The 15,219-nt window shown below is 60.5% G+C and carries 12 protein-coding genes; 3 read left to right on the top strand and 9 right to left on the bottom strand.

The window, feature by feature from the left end; translation table 11 throughout:
• Nucleotides 1-623: 623 nt before the first annotated feature.
• The gene (locus NW857_RS05180) at nt 624-1,085 is read left to right on the top strand and encodes a DUF4168 domain-containing protein (RefSeq protein WP_414368174.1); all 462 of its coding nucleotides are present in this window, start codon (nt 624-626) and stop codon (nt 1,083-1,085) included.
• Here NW857_RS05180 and NW857_RS05175 read toward each other — a convergent pair.
• From NW857_RS05175 to NW857_RS05150, 6 genes are all read right to left on the bottom strand, one after another.
• Nucleotides 1,075-2,889 (bottom strand): response regulator, encoded by a 1,815-nt coding sequence (locus tag NW857_RS05175; RefSeq protein WP_414368171.1) that lies wholly within the window; start codon nt 2,887-2,889, stop codon nt 1,075-1,077. The genes NW857_RS05180 and NW857_RS05175 overlap by 11 nt on opposite strands.
• A 184-nt stretch (nt 2,890-3,073) precedes the next feature.
• Nucleotides 3,074-4,246 (bottom strand): lipid-A-disaccharide synthase, encoded by a 1,173-nt coding sequence (gene lpxB / locus NW857_RS05170; RefSeq protein ID WP_414334807.1) that lies wholly within the window; start codon nt 4,244-4,246, stop codon nt 3,074-3,076.
• A 9-nt stretch (nt 4,247-4,255) separates the two neighbouring features.
• Nucleotides 4,256-5,194, bottom strand: coding sequence for an acyl-ACP--UDP-N-acetylglucosamine O-acyltransferase (lpxA, locus tag NW857_RS05165; RefSeq protein ID WP_414334808.1), 939 nt, complete (start codon nt 5,192-5,194; stop codon nt 4,256-4,258).
• 254 nt (nt 5,195-5,448) lie between these two features.
• Nucleotides 5,449-5,949, bottom strand: coding sequence for a 3-hydroxyacyl-ACP dehydratase FabZ (gene fabZ, locus NW857_RS05160; protein WP_414334809.1), 501 nt, complete (start codon nt 5,947-5,949; stop codon nt 5,449-5,451).
• Nucleotides 5,950-6,079: 130 nt separating this feature from the next.
• Nucleotides 6,080-6,985, bottom strand: a complete 906-nt coding sequence (lpxC, locus tag NW857_RS05155) for a UDP-3-O-acyl-N-acetylglucosamine deacetylase (protein WP_414334810.1) — start codon at nt 6,983-6,985, stop codon at nt 6,080-6,082.
• Nucleotides 6,986-7,000: 15 nt separating this feature from the next.
• Nucleotides 7,001-7,552: a hypothetical protein gene (locus NW857_RS05150; RefSeq protein ID WP_414334811.1), complete on the bottom strand. Its 552-nt coding sequence runs from the start codon at nt 7,550-7,552 to the stop codon at nt 7,001-7,003.
• 71 nt (nt 7,553-7,623) lie between these two features.
• On the opposite strand from NW857_RS05150, the gene NW857_RS05145 reads away from it, so the two are divergent.
• Entirely contained in the window at nt 7,624-8,433 is an 810-nt protein-coding gene (locus NW857_RS05145) for an RNA methyltransferase (protein WP_414338859.1), read from the top strand.
• Here NW857_RS05145 and NW857_RS05140 read toward each other — a convergent pair.
• The 3 genes from NW857_RS05140 to pstS form a co-directional block, all read right to left on the bottom strand.
• Entirely contained in the window at nt 8,430-9,398 is a 969-nt protein-coding gene (locus NW857_RS05140; protein ID WP_414335691.1) for a DnaJ C-terminal domain-containing protein, read from the bottom strand. The two genes, NW857_RS05145 and NW857_RS05140, sit on opposite strands and share 4 nt — an antisense overlap.
• A 164-nt stretch (nt 9,399-9,562) precedes the next feature.
• Nucleotides 9,563-11,449 (bottom strand): molecular chaperone DnaK, encoded by a 1,887-nt coding sequence (gene dnaK / locus NW857_RS05135; RefSeq protein ID WP_414335690.1) that lies wholly within the window; start codon nt 11,447-11,449, stop codon nt 9,563-9,565.
• A gap of 249 nt (nt 11,450-11,698) precedes the next feature.
• Nucleotides 11,699-12,790, bottom strand: a complete 1,092-nt coding sequence (pstS, locus tag NW857_RS05130; RefSeq protein ID WP_414338863.1) for a phosphate ABC transporter substrate-binding protein PstS — start codon at nt 12,788-12,790, stop codon at nt 11,699-11,701.
• 458 nt (nt 12,791-13,248) lie between these two features.
• On the opposite strand from pstS, the gene speA reads away from it, so the two are divergent.
• Nucleotides 13,249-15,174, top strand: coding sequence for a biosynthetic arginine decarboxylase (speA, locus tag NW857_RS05125; protein WP_414335687.1), 1,926 nt, complete (start codon nt 13,249-13,251; stop codon nt 15,172-15,174).
• Nucleotides 15,175-15,219 lie beyond the last annotated feature (45 nt).

Below are 15,219 nucleotides of genomic sequence, written 5' to 3'. Positions count from 1 at the left end.
GAACACCAGCCCCAAACTCCCGTGGGGAAGCGTCCTCTGAGTGAAAATCCCCAAAAACTGCCTGCGAAGAGAGCTGACAAGTTGAGTGGTTGCTAGGCTCAATCTTGAAGCGAATCCACTGCCTCTGGCAACTGTAGAGAAAATCAGCTGCCAACGCAGGAGACTCTCATCAAATCTGAGCTCCAGCTTAACATTAGCAGAAACGGTGCTCAACAGAATATATACCTAAACTCAGTTTCAAATCAACCTCTTTTGGGTTGAAGTGCTGAGTCAGTTGCCGACTTTGCCAGTTTGGAACTGCTCGACCGAGAAGAGGAAGGGTCTGCTCTCGGGCAGTGTACTAAGACTGTACAGCTAACTTCTTGTTTCTACAAGAGATCCACAGCAGATCCATATAGCCCTTTCGCGGGTCTGTCCTGAGTGCCCAGCCAAGGGGTGAGAGGTTCTGGTACCGTAGGGATTGGATCCCGATCCAAGTGACCGGCAAAGAAGCTTGATGAGTTTGCTGGGTTTCCAGGACTGCGCTGAAGCGATCAGACGGAACACAGGCATCTTGCTAGCCTAGCTTTAGCTGCACCTCAAAGGCTCGGGTAAACCTCGTCTAGGTCTAGGGAGTTTTGGGCATGATGAAATTCGCATTGCTGGTGGGTCTGGGACTCAGCTTGGGATCCCTGCCGGTTTGGGCACAGGGAGCAACCCCGCTGCCCAGTCCTGCTGCGACTGCTTCTCCGACTGAGACCCCCGCAACTCCCAGCCCTCTGGCATCTCCGACTCTGACCCCAGAGCAAGTCACCGATGCTCAGGTGGAACAGTTGGTGCGGATTTTGTTGGAGTTGGATCCCCTGATTCGAGAAGCCAGCGCCCAACTGCGGGAAACCCAGAACGAAGAGGAATATGAGCAAATTATGCAGCGCACGGAAACCCAAGCCAGCCGCATTGTCGAGCAGCAAGGGCTGACGGTGCTGCAATACCGCGAATTGATGACCTTGGCGAACGAAAATCCTGCCCTCAACCAGCGGGTTCGCGTGCGCTTGCAAGAAGTTTTGCAAGAATCCAAGCCGGCCACCCCAACACCTACACCCTAGGCTGAGCCGGCTTGTCTTGGTCAGGGGCAGAGAGAACCAGAGGCAGCCGCAAGGTAAAGCAGGTGCGATTTGCCTCGCTGCTGAGGTGAATGCTTCCTTGCAGCAGGCTCACCTGCTGTAGCACAAGGGCCAGCCCCAGCCCCGTCCCCCCTTGCCGCCAGGGATCTGCGCTGGGCACCCGATAGAACTTCTCAAAGACTCGCTTTTGTTCTTCTGGGGGAATGGTGACGCCGGTGTTGAGGATCTGGATTTCTAGGTGATCGGAATGGTTGGTGACCTGTAGGCTGATCTGGTGCTCGGCAGGGGTAAATTTACAAGCATTGCTCAGCAATTCGGCCAGCACCGACTTGAGCACCTCCGGCAGGGTAGAAATGGCGGGCAGTTCGGGAGGGATCCCAAGGCTGAAGTGCTGATGGCGGCGGTAGGCATCTTGAGCGAAGGGCTCCGCGATTGGGGGCAACCACGCTTGCAACGCCAACCAGCAGGGCTGCTGTGAGCCGTTCGCGTTAGCAGGACGGAGTCCTTTGAGCACCTCCAACCGCTGCAGTTCCAGCAGATCCTCGACCAGTTTGATCTCCCGCTCACATTCGTTGTCCAACACTTTCAAGTACTGAGAGATCTTGGCCGGATCCGGGGATTTGGCAGTGCCCCGGTCAGGCAGCAGGACAGCGCTGAGCAGGCGGATGGCCATTTTCATGTTGGCAAGAGGGGTGCGCAGCTCGTGGGACACCGTGCTGAGGAAATCATCTTTTAGGTGATCCAGCCGCTGCAATTCCTGCACCTGCCGATCCAGTTGGGCAGTGCGGTCTTGTACCTTTTCTTCCAGGGTGCGGTTGAGCTCCTGGATCTGTTGGAACAGTTCCGCCTGCTGAATGGCGATGGAGAGGTGATCGGCCAAGGCCAAGATCAGATCCTGACTGGTGGCTAACCAGCCGGGGCGCGTTGTTTTCAGTTGCAGACACAAGCTGCCCCACAGAGTGAGGTGGGCCGGGCCAAATGCGGGGCTTTCGCCGCCGTAGAGGGGTACCAACAGCCAACTGCCGGGATAGGCTTTGGCCATGGAAGCAATGTAGGCCCAACCTTCAGCCTGGTCGGCTGCTTCCAGCAACACTACCTTCCCTTGCTTCAACTGTTGGGCAATGGGGCTTTCGGCATCGGGAATGAGACAGCCCAAATAGTGATTCGGCTGAGTGGAGTACTCGGAGATGATGCGCCAATGCTGTTGCTGAGGCCGATAGATGCTGATGCTCACCCGATCCGCCTCCAGCAGATGACAAATCTCACGGGTGGCCACAGCAAAGATCTGATCCAACTGCAAAGCAGCGCGAATGGCCCGCACAACCCGGTTCAGAGCTTGTTCGCGGGCCGCCTGTTGGCGCAGGTTTACCAGTGTCTGACGGCCTTTGAGCAGGTAGCGGATGCGCTGACGCATCACGGGCCAGTAAACGGGTTTGGTCACGTAGTCGCTGGCTCCGGCAGCAAAGGCTTTGTCGATGGAATCTTGATCCTCGAGTGAGGTGATCATCAAGCAGGGCAGATCCGCATCCAAAGCCCGTAGTTGGCGGCAACACTCAAACCCGTCTAAGCCGGGCATGAGGGCATCCAGGAGAGCTATCTGGGGTTGAGTTTGAGCAAAAAGCTGCAAGGCTTGCTCACCGTCTTCGGCCTCCGCCACCCAATAGCCCTCATGGCTCAACAAAAGAGCCAAGTACTTTCGTATGAATGGGTCGTCGTCCGCCAACAGTACCGTCGGCGAAACATTTGGCAATGGGCGTTCGGAATTGAGAACAACTGGGGACTGCACAACATTCACTCCACAAAGTTGGCCGCTGGCCTGCGAAGCACTTGGGCTTTTTGCGCACAAACCGATCCCTACCCTGACTTCAGCCTAGTCCATCAAAACCGCCAGGGCAAGCGATCCCTGGGATAGGCCTGTTAAAGAGCTCCAACAGCAGCCCTGGCCGTTCCCCAGTGCTGAGTTGCCGGAGTTACTTGCCATCCAACACCTCTAGGATGGCCTTGGCGGCGCGGGCGAGAACGCCGGGTTCTCCCAGGGCCGCCCGCATCGCGGCATAGTCGGCTTGCAGTTGGGCTTGCTTCCGGGTCAGCAGCTCCAGCGCCAGTTGGGCGATCTGCTCCGGCTGGGCCTGCTCCTGTAACAATTCCGGCACAATGGGGCGCATCAGCACCAAGTTGGGGGGAGACATAAAGGGCACCGACACCTTCAGCCAGTGGCGGGCCAGCCAAAAGGTGAGCGGGTTGAGGCGGTAGATCACCACCTGTGGGATCCCCAAGATGGCCGTCTCCAAGTTCACCGTGCCGGACTTGGCCAGCACCAAGTCAGCCGCTGCCAAAGCAAGGTGATGGGCTTTGTGGGGCGAGAAGAAGGGCAGGGCTTGGGGATCCAAAAGGGTGAGGTTGAGCCCAAGACGGCGGGCAGCCCGGGCAATCGGGGCGGCAAAACGGGGCGAGGCCAAGGGCACCCAAAACTGCGCCTGGGGCAGGTGAGCTTGCAACAACTGAGCTGCCTGGAGCAGAACAGGCAAAACCGAGCGCAGCTCTTGCCGCCGCGAAGCCGGCACCACCACCACCACCGTGGCTTCGGCCGGGATCCCCAACTGGGCTCTGGCTTGAGCACGGCTGGGTACAGCGGCCAGAATATCCAACAGGGGATGGCCCACATACTGCACGTGGGCTCCTGCTGCGGCGTAGTAGCGGGCTTCCTCAGGGAAAATCGCCAACATCAGCCGCATCTGCTGGGCCAGTTGGTAGGTAAGGCGGCTGTTGGGCGACCAGACCCATTCCTGGGGGGCAATGTAGTACACGGCGGGGATCTGCCGCCGCTGCAGCAGAGGGGCAATGCGGCTGTTGACGCCGATGTAGTCCACCAGCACAGCCACATCCGGCGGGTCTTGGGCCAAAAAGCGGCGAATTTTCCACTCTGTCCAGAGGGCAGGGCCGACGAAGGGGAGAGCTTCCAGGATGCCGATGGAGCTGATCTCGGTGGTGCGGTGCAGCAGCCGGGCTCCGGCAGCAGCCATCTCCTCTCCCCCGACCGCTGTGATGCGTAGGTGCGGGCGTTGGCGCAGCAGCTCGCGAATGAGATGGCCGGCCTGCAGATCCCCTGAGACCTCGCCTGTGCACACAAACAGATGGCTCACCTGCGATCCTTAATCACCCAGCTCTGGCAACTCTTCCCCTCTCCCGCGTAGGGCCGGCAGGGGTCCACGCCGTTGGGGTTGGGAAAGGGAATCTTCCAAAAATTGCAGCAGGTGTTGTAAAGATCCCGTCTCATCCACCCATTCTTTGCCCTGCAGGGAACAGATGCAGCACCCCCCCTCGCTGCGGAGGCTGCTGCGCAGGGTTTGCAGCGCTTTTTCTAGGGGCAAACCAGAACGGTATAGCAGCCGATAGGCTTGCCGCAAGGCCGGCAGGGATCCCTCCATCCCTTTGGCTCGCCGCAACCCCACCAAGTTGAGGCCGCGAATGCGGGCCGGATGCCCTTCCACCAACAGGTAAGGCGGCACGTCGCGGTCCACCCGGCTCATTGCCCCCACCATGGCCAGGCGCCCGATGCGGGTGAACTGGTGGATCCCAACCATACCGCCGATGCGGGCTTGCGACTCGATGTGGATGTGGCCGGCCAAGGAAACAGCATTGGTAATCACCACCTGATTTTCGATGACGCAGTTGTGGGCAACATGGGCGTAGGCCATCAGCAGGTTGTTGTCGCCGATCAGGGTGGCCTCCCCCTCATTGGTGGCCCGGTTGATGGTGACGAACTCGCGGATGCGGTTGCCTCTGCCGATCACCACCTGAGAGGGCGCGCCGCTGTACTTCAGATCCTGCGGCTCCGTGCCCAGCACCGCTCCCGGAAAAATCTGGTTGTCCTCGCCAATGTCTGTCCAGCCATCGATCACCACGTGGGCCCCCACCACCGTGTTGGCACCAATGCGCACATGTTCGCCAATAACTGCATAGGGGCCAACCTGAACCGTCTCGTGCAACTCAGCTTTCGGATGGATCACCGCCGTGGGGTGGATGCGTGAGCGGTGCGGCGCACTTGCAGAAACGTTGGGAGTGGATCCCGCTGAAGCCAACGAACTCATGTCCAACCTAGCCAGCAACTGTGGTTACGCTCCCAACCCTGCGAATGATGATTGAGGTTCGGGGGAGATCAGACACTGCCACCTCAACCTTGCGCAGCAACATGTTTACCCGATCTGGACGGGAATGAGCCATCTCCCTATCTCAACACTTTAGCAGGGTCTCCTGGCGACAAGTCGCCGCTGCGCCGTTCGCGCTAGCGGGACGGAGTCCTTTGACAGCCGCGCCCAGAGCCTTCCTCGGCTGGCCGCTGTGATCAATCCACCAAGGAGAACATCAGCTCCCCTTCGGTTACCAGTTGCCCTCCTACCTGAGCGCGGCAAAACATTTTGCCGATGCGTTTTTGCCGGATGGTGAGCAAATCGGCAGAAAGCAGCAGTTGATCCCCCGGCAACACCGGACGGCGAAAGCGAACGCCATCGATGCCGGCAAAGAGGGCCAAGCGCCCGGCCACATCGGGCAACTTGGTCAACACGATCCCCCCCAGCTGCGCCATGGCCTCGACGATGAGAACGCCGGGCATGATCGGTCGGTTGGGGAAATGCCCCTGGAAAAAGGGCTCGTTGAAGGTGACGTTCTTCAGGCCCACCGCCCGTTGCCCAGGTTGGTACTCCACCACGCGATCCACGAGCAAAAAAGGATAGCGGTGGGGCAGGATCTCTAGGATTTGCTCCGTTGTGAAGACGGGGGGAGCGGTTGCCAACTGAGCAGCTGCTTCAGCCGAGAGGAGAGGAGGAGGAGAGACATCAGAAGACATGGTAACCCACAGAACCGGAAGACAAACCTTAAAACCCGCATGGGAGAGCCTTGAAGCAGAAGCAAGGCCGCACAGAGAAATTGCAGCAGGCCCAAGAACTTTTCACCCATCCCAGAAGCCGGGCTCCCTCTCAAAACGAAGAGCGAGATTCCACCCCACCCAGGCAAAGGGGATCCCTTGGTTGCTCTTGAGCTGGCTCCACCTGCAGGGATCCACTCTGGAGCAACTGCTCGGCCAAACGGTGGTGCAGGGCGTGGCCCGCCTTGTAGGCCACAATGTGCCCCTGCAAGCGGCAGCCCAACAAGCTGAGATCTCCTAGTAAATCTATCAGCTTATGGCGCACCGGCTCATCTGGGAAGCGCAACGGCCCCAACCACTCGGTTTGGCTGCAAACGATAGCATTTTCCAGGCTGCCCCCCTGGATCAGCCCCTGTTGGCGGGCCCGCTCTACGTCCTGTTGGCGGGCAAAGGTGCGGGCCGGCGCGATGGACTGGACAAAATCCGCCCTGTTCTCCCGCCAGCTCAGCCACTGTTGGCCAATGGGGCAATCGGCAAAATCGATGCCATAGGTAAAGCGAGTGACGGGGTGGGGCAAGGCGCTGACAAAGGCTTCCCCTGCCCAGACGGTAACCGGCTCCCGGATCACCCCCTGTTGTGCCGGCTGGTCTTGGGCCAGGATCCCGGCCTGGGCGATGGCCTGCACAAAAGGTAAGGCAGAGCCGTCCAAGAGCGGCAGCTCCGGCCCCGCCACTTCGATGCGGCAGTTGTCGATGCCCAAGATGTAGAGGGCGGCCAAGAGGTGCTCCACCGTCTGCACCTGAGCAAATCCCTGCTGCAGCAAGGTGCAGAGAGGGGCAGGAGCCAGGGATCCCAAGCGGGCCGGGATCTCAGGGGATCCCGGTTGATCCACCCGCACAAAGACCCGACCGCTGCCGGCAGGGGCCGGATGCAGGCTACAGCGCACGGGCAGACCGGTGTGCAGGCCCACCCCTTCCAGGGCAATGGAGCTGGCCAAGGTGTGCTGTTGGTCTCTCATAACTGCTCCCCGCTCCTATGGCAGACGCTCTTGGCCCTGGTCGAAAACGCGGTAGTACAGCTCCCGGTAGCCCACCCGCAGGCTGCTGCTGGCATCCGCCAATTTGGCTTTGCGACTACCGTAGCTGCTGAACACCTCGTAGGTATCTCCCTCAAAGAAAAAGGAGGAAACATCAGAAACCTCTTCGCCGCCCAGCAACTGCCAGCGTCCCTCCCGAAACCGCAGCCGGTAGTGGGCCCTGTCCAAGCTGCCGGAGGGGCGGTCGAGGGTGGCGTCGATGCGGCCCTCGTACTCTGGCGACTCGGCTCCTGCCACAGGCCGCACTTCTACCGAGATATCGCGGTAACGGCAGTTAGGACGGCTACACAGGCGGATCGAGCGCATCGCCGCGGCAATTGCTTCCAGCCGTTGTCGCGCTTCTACCAGAGACTGAGAGGATGGAGCCACCTGCGCCGGCTCTGCTGCCGTGGAGAGCAACGAATGGGCAGCCAACGCCGGGGATCCCCAGCAGCATCCCACCAACACCAGACAAATCAAGCTCAGCCAACAGCGGTAGGCGGATCCCATCGGCACAATCTTTATGACAAGATCTAACTCCTCTACTTTAGGGGATCCCTATCTGCGATTCCTTCTGAGCAATGCCGACATCGTCCCACTGGGCTCAAGAGCAATTGGCGCAGGTGCGCATCGTGTTGGTGCAGCCGGCTGGGCCGCGCAACCTCGGCGCCATTGCCCGTGTAATGAAAAACATGGGCCTGCGGCAATGGGTGTTGGTGGATCCCCAATGCGATCCCCTCGATAGGGAAGCGATCACCATGGCCGTGCATGCGGCAGACCTGCTCCATCAAGCCCAGACGGTGCAAACCTTGGCTGAAGCCCTGCAGGGGTGTGTGCAAGTTTTCGGGACAACAGGGCGCAGCCAAGCCTACCCCCCCGAATGGCAAATCCAGTCCCCTCGCCAAGCCTTCCCCGCCTTGCTGGCTGCCGGCCCTGCTGCCCTTGTGTTTGGCCCCGAAGATCGCGGCTTGAGCAACGAGGAGCTGGCCCTCTGCCATCGCCAGATCCAGATCCCCACCGATCCGGTTTACCCGTCTTTAAATCTGGCCCAGGCGGTGGGCATGTGTTGCTACGAGCTGCGCACCCTCATCTGCCAGAACCCTCCCCCCGCCCCTTCTGTGCCCCTCTCCCAAAGGCTCGTTCCCTTCGAGCTGCTGGAAGGCTTTTTTGGACATTTGGAAGCGCTCTTGCTGCAGATCGGCTACCTACACCCCCACACCGCCCGCCGCAAAATGCTCAAATTTCGCGCCCTGTTCCAGCGGGCCGGCTTGACCGTGGCCGAGGTGGCCTTGTTGCGCGGCATCCTACGGCAACTGCAATGGAGCCAGGGTCAGACAAATCCCGTCCCGCCGACGCGGCCAGATTTCACCGGGATCCCACTCGACTGCTAGAGCTTAAGGGCGGCCCGAGGATCGTAGGATTGAACCCGCTGCAGCTTTTCGTAAAGTTCCCGTTCCTCATCAGAGAGACGGGTGGGCAAATGGATCTGCACCACCACGTAAAAATCCCCCCGTTCTCCGTTGCCCTTGGGGAAGCCCCTTTCCGCCAGCCGCAACTTTCGCCCCGGCTGCATGCCAGGCGGGATCCGCAGCTTCACCACCCCATCCAGGGTGGGCACCTCCACCTGGGCACCCAAAACCGCTTCGCTGGGACTGATGGGCAGATCACAGTAAACATCGAATCCCTCCAGGCGATAGAAGGGATGGTCTTTCAGCTCGATCTTGAGGTACAGATCGCCGGCGCCGCCGTTGGGGTTGGGGTGGCCTTGGCCGCGCAGGCGAATCCGCTTCCCTGGCGTAATCCCTGCTGGGATGTTGACCTCGAGCACGCGATCCCCGCCCACCCGCAGGCGGCGCTTACCCCCCTCGAAAGCTTCAGGGATGGTGAGCTGAATGGTGGCCTCAGCATCGTAATTGGCGTTGTCGCTGGATCCGGAAAAGCCGCTGCTGCGGTTTGTGCTTTGGCTGCGCACTCGGCCCAGCAGTTGATCGATAAAATCTTGAAAATCGTCAAATTGGCTGAAATCGACACCCCCCCCACCAAATCCAAAGTCTTCGTTGAAGGGGGCATCGGCAAAAGGGCTGCCGTAGGGCTGGCTATAGGTCTCCCGCCGGGAACGGAACCCACCCTGCTGATAATATTGGCCAAATTGGTCGTATTGCCTGCGTTTGCCGGGATCCGAGAGAACTTCGTAGGCTTCGTTGATCTCCTTAAACTTCTCTTCGGCGGCTTTGTTGTTCGGGTTAACATCCGGGTGATATTTCCGGGCCAAGCGCCGATAGGCCTGCTTGATCTCGTCGGCGGTGGCCGTCTTGCTGACCCCCAGAATCTTGTAGTAGTCCTTGAAGTTTTGCATGGAGGCGTCCGCAGGCAAATTGCTGAGAATGGGCAAAAAACCAAGCAGTTGGCTTCCGACCCGTTGACGAAAAGAGAAGAAGGCGGGCTAGACGCCATCGCCTATCCCGTCCTTCCTCATTATCGGTGCTGTGGATAAGGAGCCCCAGAGGGATCCCACTGCCGTCACTTGGTCTCGGTGAAGTCGGCGTCGATGACGTCGTCGCTGCCGCCAGAGGTCGTCCCAGAGGTGGAGCTGGAAGCGGCGCCGGGCTGTTGATAGAGCTCGCTGCTCATGGCGTAGAGGGCCTCCTGCAGCTCCCGCTCTTTGCTCTGGATGGCGCTGTCGTCCTCCCGTTGAATGGCGTCCCGCAGCTCCCGCACCAAGGTCTCGATTTGGCTGCGCTTGCTGGAGGAGATCTTGTCGCCCAGCTCCTTCAACTGCCGCTCGGCCTGGTAGGCCAGCGAGTCGGCCTTGTTGCGGCGCTCGATTTTCTCGCGGCGGGCGCGGTCTTCGGCAGCGTATTTCTCGGCTTCGGCAATCATCCGCTCCACCTCTTTGCTATCCAGCGTGGAGGCGCCGGTGATGGAGATGCTCTGCTCCTTGCCGCTGCCCTTATCTCTGGCCGTCACCTTGAGGATGCCGTTGGCGTCGATGTCGAAGGTCACCTCGATCTGCGGCACACCGCGGGGAGCCGGCGGGATCCCGTCCAGCTTGAAGCGGCCCAGGGACTTGTTGTCGCGGGCCAGCTCCCGCTCCCCTTGCACCACGTGGATTTCCACCGAGGTCTGCCCATCTTCGGCGGTGGAGAAGATCTCCGACTTGCGGGTGGGCACGGTGGTGTTGCGCGGGATCAGCTTGGTGGCCACGCCGCCCAGGGTTTCCACCCCCAAAGACAAGGGGGTGACATCCAGCAGCAGCACATCTTTAACTTCGCCCGCCAGCACACCGGCCTGGATGGCAGCGCCCACGGCCACCACCTCGTCGGGGTTGACGCTCTGGTTGGGCTCTTTGCCCAGCAGCTCCTTCACCAGCCGCTGCACCGCTGGAATGCGGGTGGAGCCGCCCACCAATACCACTTCGTTGATGTCGGCCTTGGTGAGCTTGGCATCCCGCAGGGCCTGCTCCACTGGCCCTTTGCAGCGCTCCAGCAGGTCGGCGCAGAGGTGTTCAAACTGGGCGCGGGAGAGCTTCAGCTCCAGGTGCTTTGGACCATCGGCAGTGGCAGTGATGAAGGGCAGGTTGATGGTGGTCTCGGAGACACTGGACAGCTCGATCTTGGCTTTTTCGGCGGCTTCCGTCAGCCGCTGCAGGGCCTGCCGGTCTTGCCGCAGGTCGATCCCTTCCATTTGCTTGAACTGCTCAGCCATCCAGTCCACGATCTTCTTGTCGAAGTCGTCGCCTCCCAACTGCGTGTCGCCACTGGTGGATTTCACCTCAAAGACCCCATCGCCCACCTCCAGGATGGACACGTCGAAGGTGCCGCCGCCCAGGTCGAAGACGAGGATGGTCTCGTTGTTGCGCTTGTCCAAGCCATAGGCCAGAGAAGCCGCCGTCGGCTCGTTGATGATGCGCAGCACTTCCAAGCCGGCGATCTTCCCGGCATCTTTGGTGGCCTGCCGCTGCGAGTCGTTGAAGTAAGCAGGTACAGTAATGACGGCTTGGGTAACCGGTTGGCCCAGGTAGCGGCTGGCATCATCCACCAGCTTGCGCAACACCATGGCCGAGATCTCTTCGGGGGCAAATTCCTTGTTCAAGCGGGGTGCATACAACTTGACATTGCCCCGTTCATCCCGCCGCACCTGGTAAGAGACCCGCTTGGAATCGGCATTCAGCTCATCGTACTTGCGCCCGATGAACCGCTTGACCGAATAAAAGGTGTTTTCGGGGTTGAGCACCGCCTGGCGGCGGGCCATCTGCCCTACCAGGCGCTCTCCATCCTTGGTGAAGGCAACCACCGAGGGCGTGGTGCGAGTGCCCTCGGCATTGGCGATGACGGTGGGGACACCCCCTTCCATTACGGCGACAACCGAGTTGGTTGTGCCCAAGTCAATTCCTACAACTTTTCCCATCGGCTCCTTGTTCTCCTTTTGTTCAGGACGTTACCTCGGCTACCGCCGCCAGGCTGTATGAAGTAGCTTGGGCAGCCAATCCGTGAAAATTCAGCAGGTATTTAGCTGTTTCCTAGGCTGATCCTAACCAGCAGGGCATTGCGGTCAGGGCGAGAATGCCGCCCATTTCTGGCAACTGGAAGGCAGAGCAGTTACGGATCTCCGTACCTGCCGGGGCCTTGCTTCCAGGGCCGGTTGGGGCAAGGGCGGCTAGCTCTGGATAAGCTGCAGGGCTTCCAGGCTGCGGGCCACAACGGTTTCGGCCAGGGGCAGGTAGCCCATTGCTTCGGCCAGAGCCTGTCCTTCGCTGAGGGCCCAGCGCAGCACCGCCCGCAGGGCAGTGGCAATAGCGGGATCCCGGTACTGGCGGTAGGCCAGGATCCAGGTGTAGGTGACGATAGGATAAGCCCCGGCGCCGGACGGATCCGGCTCAAAGGCCCGCAGGTTCTCAGGCAGCTCGATTTCGCTCAGGGCCAGGGCCGAGGCTGCGGGGGTGGGGAGGACAAACTCGCCGCGGCGGTTTTCCAGGGCCGCCACCGATAGATCCAGGTCGCGGGCGTAGACCGATTCCACATAGCCGATCACCCCTTCGCTGTAGAGCATCTGGGCGCTCATGCCTTCGTTGCCCTTGACCCCAATCCCCACCGGCCACTCCAGGGACATGCCGACACCAATCTCGGCGGCCCAAGTGGGGTCGATGGCGGCCAGGTGGCGGGTAAAGGTGTCGGTGGTGCCGCTGCCATCGGAGCGGTAGCAGACGGCGATGGGCAGGTCGGGGATCTCCAAATCGGGGTTGAGGGCCAAAATCTGCGGATCCCGCCACTGGGTAATCTGGCCGCGGAAGATCTGCACCAAGACGGAGCGGGATAGCTTGAGGCCGGAGCGGATCCCGGGCAGGTTGTAGCCGACGGCAATGCTGCCTGCTGTCATTGGGATCATGACCACGCCCCGCTTCACCTCGGCAATCTCGGCATCGGTCATGGCCACGTCGCTGGCGGCAAAGTCCACCGTCTGGTCGATAAATTGGCGGATCCCGGTGGCACTGCCCACCGGCTGGAAGTTGATTTCCACTTTGGGATCCACCTGGCGGTAGTCGGAAAACCAGCGCAAATACAGAGGGGCCGGGAAGGTAGCCCCAGCCCCGTTGATCAACACAATTTCCCCGGAAGACTGGCTGTCGGCAACAGGGACAGCATCGCCGGCTTGGCCAGAACGGGATCCCTGTTGGCAGGCGCTTAGGCCGGCAGCAGCCAGCAACGACAGCAGCATTTCTCGACGGCGGCAGCGGGGCAGTTGAACCATGGCTGAGGCGCTCCAAGCTCTCCGCCCCGATCCTTAGTCTTGCCCACGGAGCTCTGTCAAGGGCTGCCATCTTTAGCTCTGGCAAGCACCAGAGGGGGCAACTTCCCGCAAAAGTCGGCTTCTTCTCTTCACCAACTGGTCGCCGATCCCCGCAGGGTTCGCTGCGCGCTTCGGCAAAAACGGGGATCCCAACTCTGTCTTTGTCTCAAGACGGAAAACAGAGCTTGCTCGAGAAAAACAAAGAAAAACAGCGAAAGAAAGAGAATGAAAGAGTTGAGTTCTGCAGCAACTGCAGAGGGATCCCCAGGCCAAAGCCTTATCTGGCAAGGCTTAGCCGGTTTCGAGCCGGATCCCCCCTGCCTTGGAAAAATCTTGACATATCTTGGAATAGAGCAATATATTGTGGATTCTGTGCAGAAATCCTGCGCTGTTTACATCTCGGTATCTGGGGGACTACTATGCCGACTTTGACTCGTTCTCCCTGGACACTGCGAGACAGCGAAAAGCTCTATCGCATCTCCGGTTGGGGGGATCCCTACTTCCGTATCAACGCCGCCGGTCATGTGGAGGTAACCCCACAGGGCCTACAGCAGCAGGAACCTGGCATCGACCTGTACCACCTGGTGATGGATCTGGTGGCGCGGGGTTTGCAGTTGCCTTTGTTGATTCGCTTTCCCGAGATCGTGGCCGACCGCATGCGGCGGATTTGCGAGAGCTTTCAGCAGGCCATCGAGCGCTTTGGCTACCCCAACGTCTATCGGGGGGTTTACCCGGTCAAGGTGAACCAGCAGCGCCACCTGGTGGAAGAGGTGGTCAAGCACGGTCGCGCCTACCACTTTGGGCTGGAGGCAGGCTCCAAGCCGGAGCTGTTGATTGCCCTGGCTCTGCTGGATACACCTGGGGCTCTGTTGATCTGCAACGGCTACAAAGACCGCGATTTTATGGAAACGGCTCTCTTGGCCCAGCGGCTGGGGCGCACCCCCATCATCGTCCTGGAGCGGCTGCAGGAGCTGGAGCTGGTGCTGCAGGCTGCCGAGCACCTGGGCATTGATCCCATCTTGGGGGTGCGGGCCAAGCTCTCAGCCCAAGGGATCGGGCGTTGGGGCACCTCGGCTGGGGATCGGGCCAAGTTCGGCCTCACGGCCACGGAGATGTTGCAGGTGGTGGAACGGCTGCGGGAGGCCGGCAAGCTGCACTGTCTGCGTCTGTTGCACTACCACATTGGCTCGCAGATCTCGATGGTGAGTGTGCATGGGCGGGCCGTGCGGGAGGCCAGCCAGATCTACATCGAGCTGGTCAAACTGGGGGCGCCGATGGGCTATCTGGATATCGGCGGCGGCTTGGGGGTTGATTACGACGGATCCCAGTCCACCAGCCATTTCTCCCAGAGCTACAGCTTGGAGGATTACGCCGCCACCGTGGTGCAGACGGTGCTGAGTGCCCTGCAGCCGCACGGGATCCAGCCGCCGGTGCTGGTGACCGAAAGCGGGCGGGCCCTGATGTCCCACCAGTCGGTGCTGGTCTTTGACGTCCAGGATGTCAACGCCGCCAGCCCCTACCCCATGCCCACCCAGCTCACGTCCGATGCCGAGGTGATCCAGAAGCTGAACCAGCTTTACTACCAGATCCAGCCGGAGACCCTGGTGGCCGACTATCGCCGCTGCCAGGAGCTCAAAGAAGCCGCCCTGCGCCAATTTACCGAGGGATCCCTCAGCTTGCAGGAGCGGGCCGAGGTGGAGCGGATGTTCTGGAACTGCTCCGACAAGATCTGCACACTGGCCTACGAGCAGCACCAGGCGGGGCAGCCGGTGGCCGTAGATCTTCTAGATCTGGACGAGATGCTGGCCAGCATCTACTACGGCAATTTCTCCCTCTTCCAATCCCTGCCGGATAGCTGGGCCATCGACCAAGTGTTTCCCATCATGCCCATCCACCGTCTGGACGAGGAGCCGCGCCAATGGGCCACCTTGGCGGATCTGACCTGCGACAGCGACGGCAAGATCAACCGCTTCTTTGGCGAAGACGGGCAGATCACCTCGGTCTTGCCGCTGCACGATCCCGATGGGCAGCCCTACCTGCTGGGGGTGTTTCTGGGGGGCGCCTACCAGGAGATCCTGGGGGATCTGCACAACCTGTTTGGCGACACCAACGCCGTTCACATCCGCACCCGTCCCGGCGGCTACCAAGTCACCCAAGTTATCAAGGGGGACACCATCGGCGAAGTGCTGAGCTGGGTGCAGTACAACAGCGAAGATCTGGTGGAAACCCTGCACCACGCCACCGAAGCCGCCCTGCAACGGGGGCAGATTAGCCTGGATCAGGCCCGCGCTTTGCAGCAGCACTTCGAAGACAACCTGCGGGCCTACACCTACTTGCACCGCTAGCCGGTCAGAGACGGCCCCAAAGCCCAGGTCAAAACAGAAAAGGAT

The sequence above is a fragment of the Synechococcus sp. H55.9 genome, from assembly GCF_047462355.1.
In the GTDB taxonomy this organism is placed as follows: domain Bacteria; phylum Cyanobacteriota; class Cyanobacteriia; order Thermostichales; family Thermostichaceae; genus Thermostichus.
This window is presented reverse-complemented; position numbering and strand designations above follow the sequence as displayed.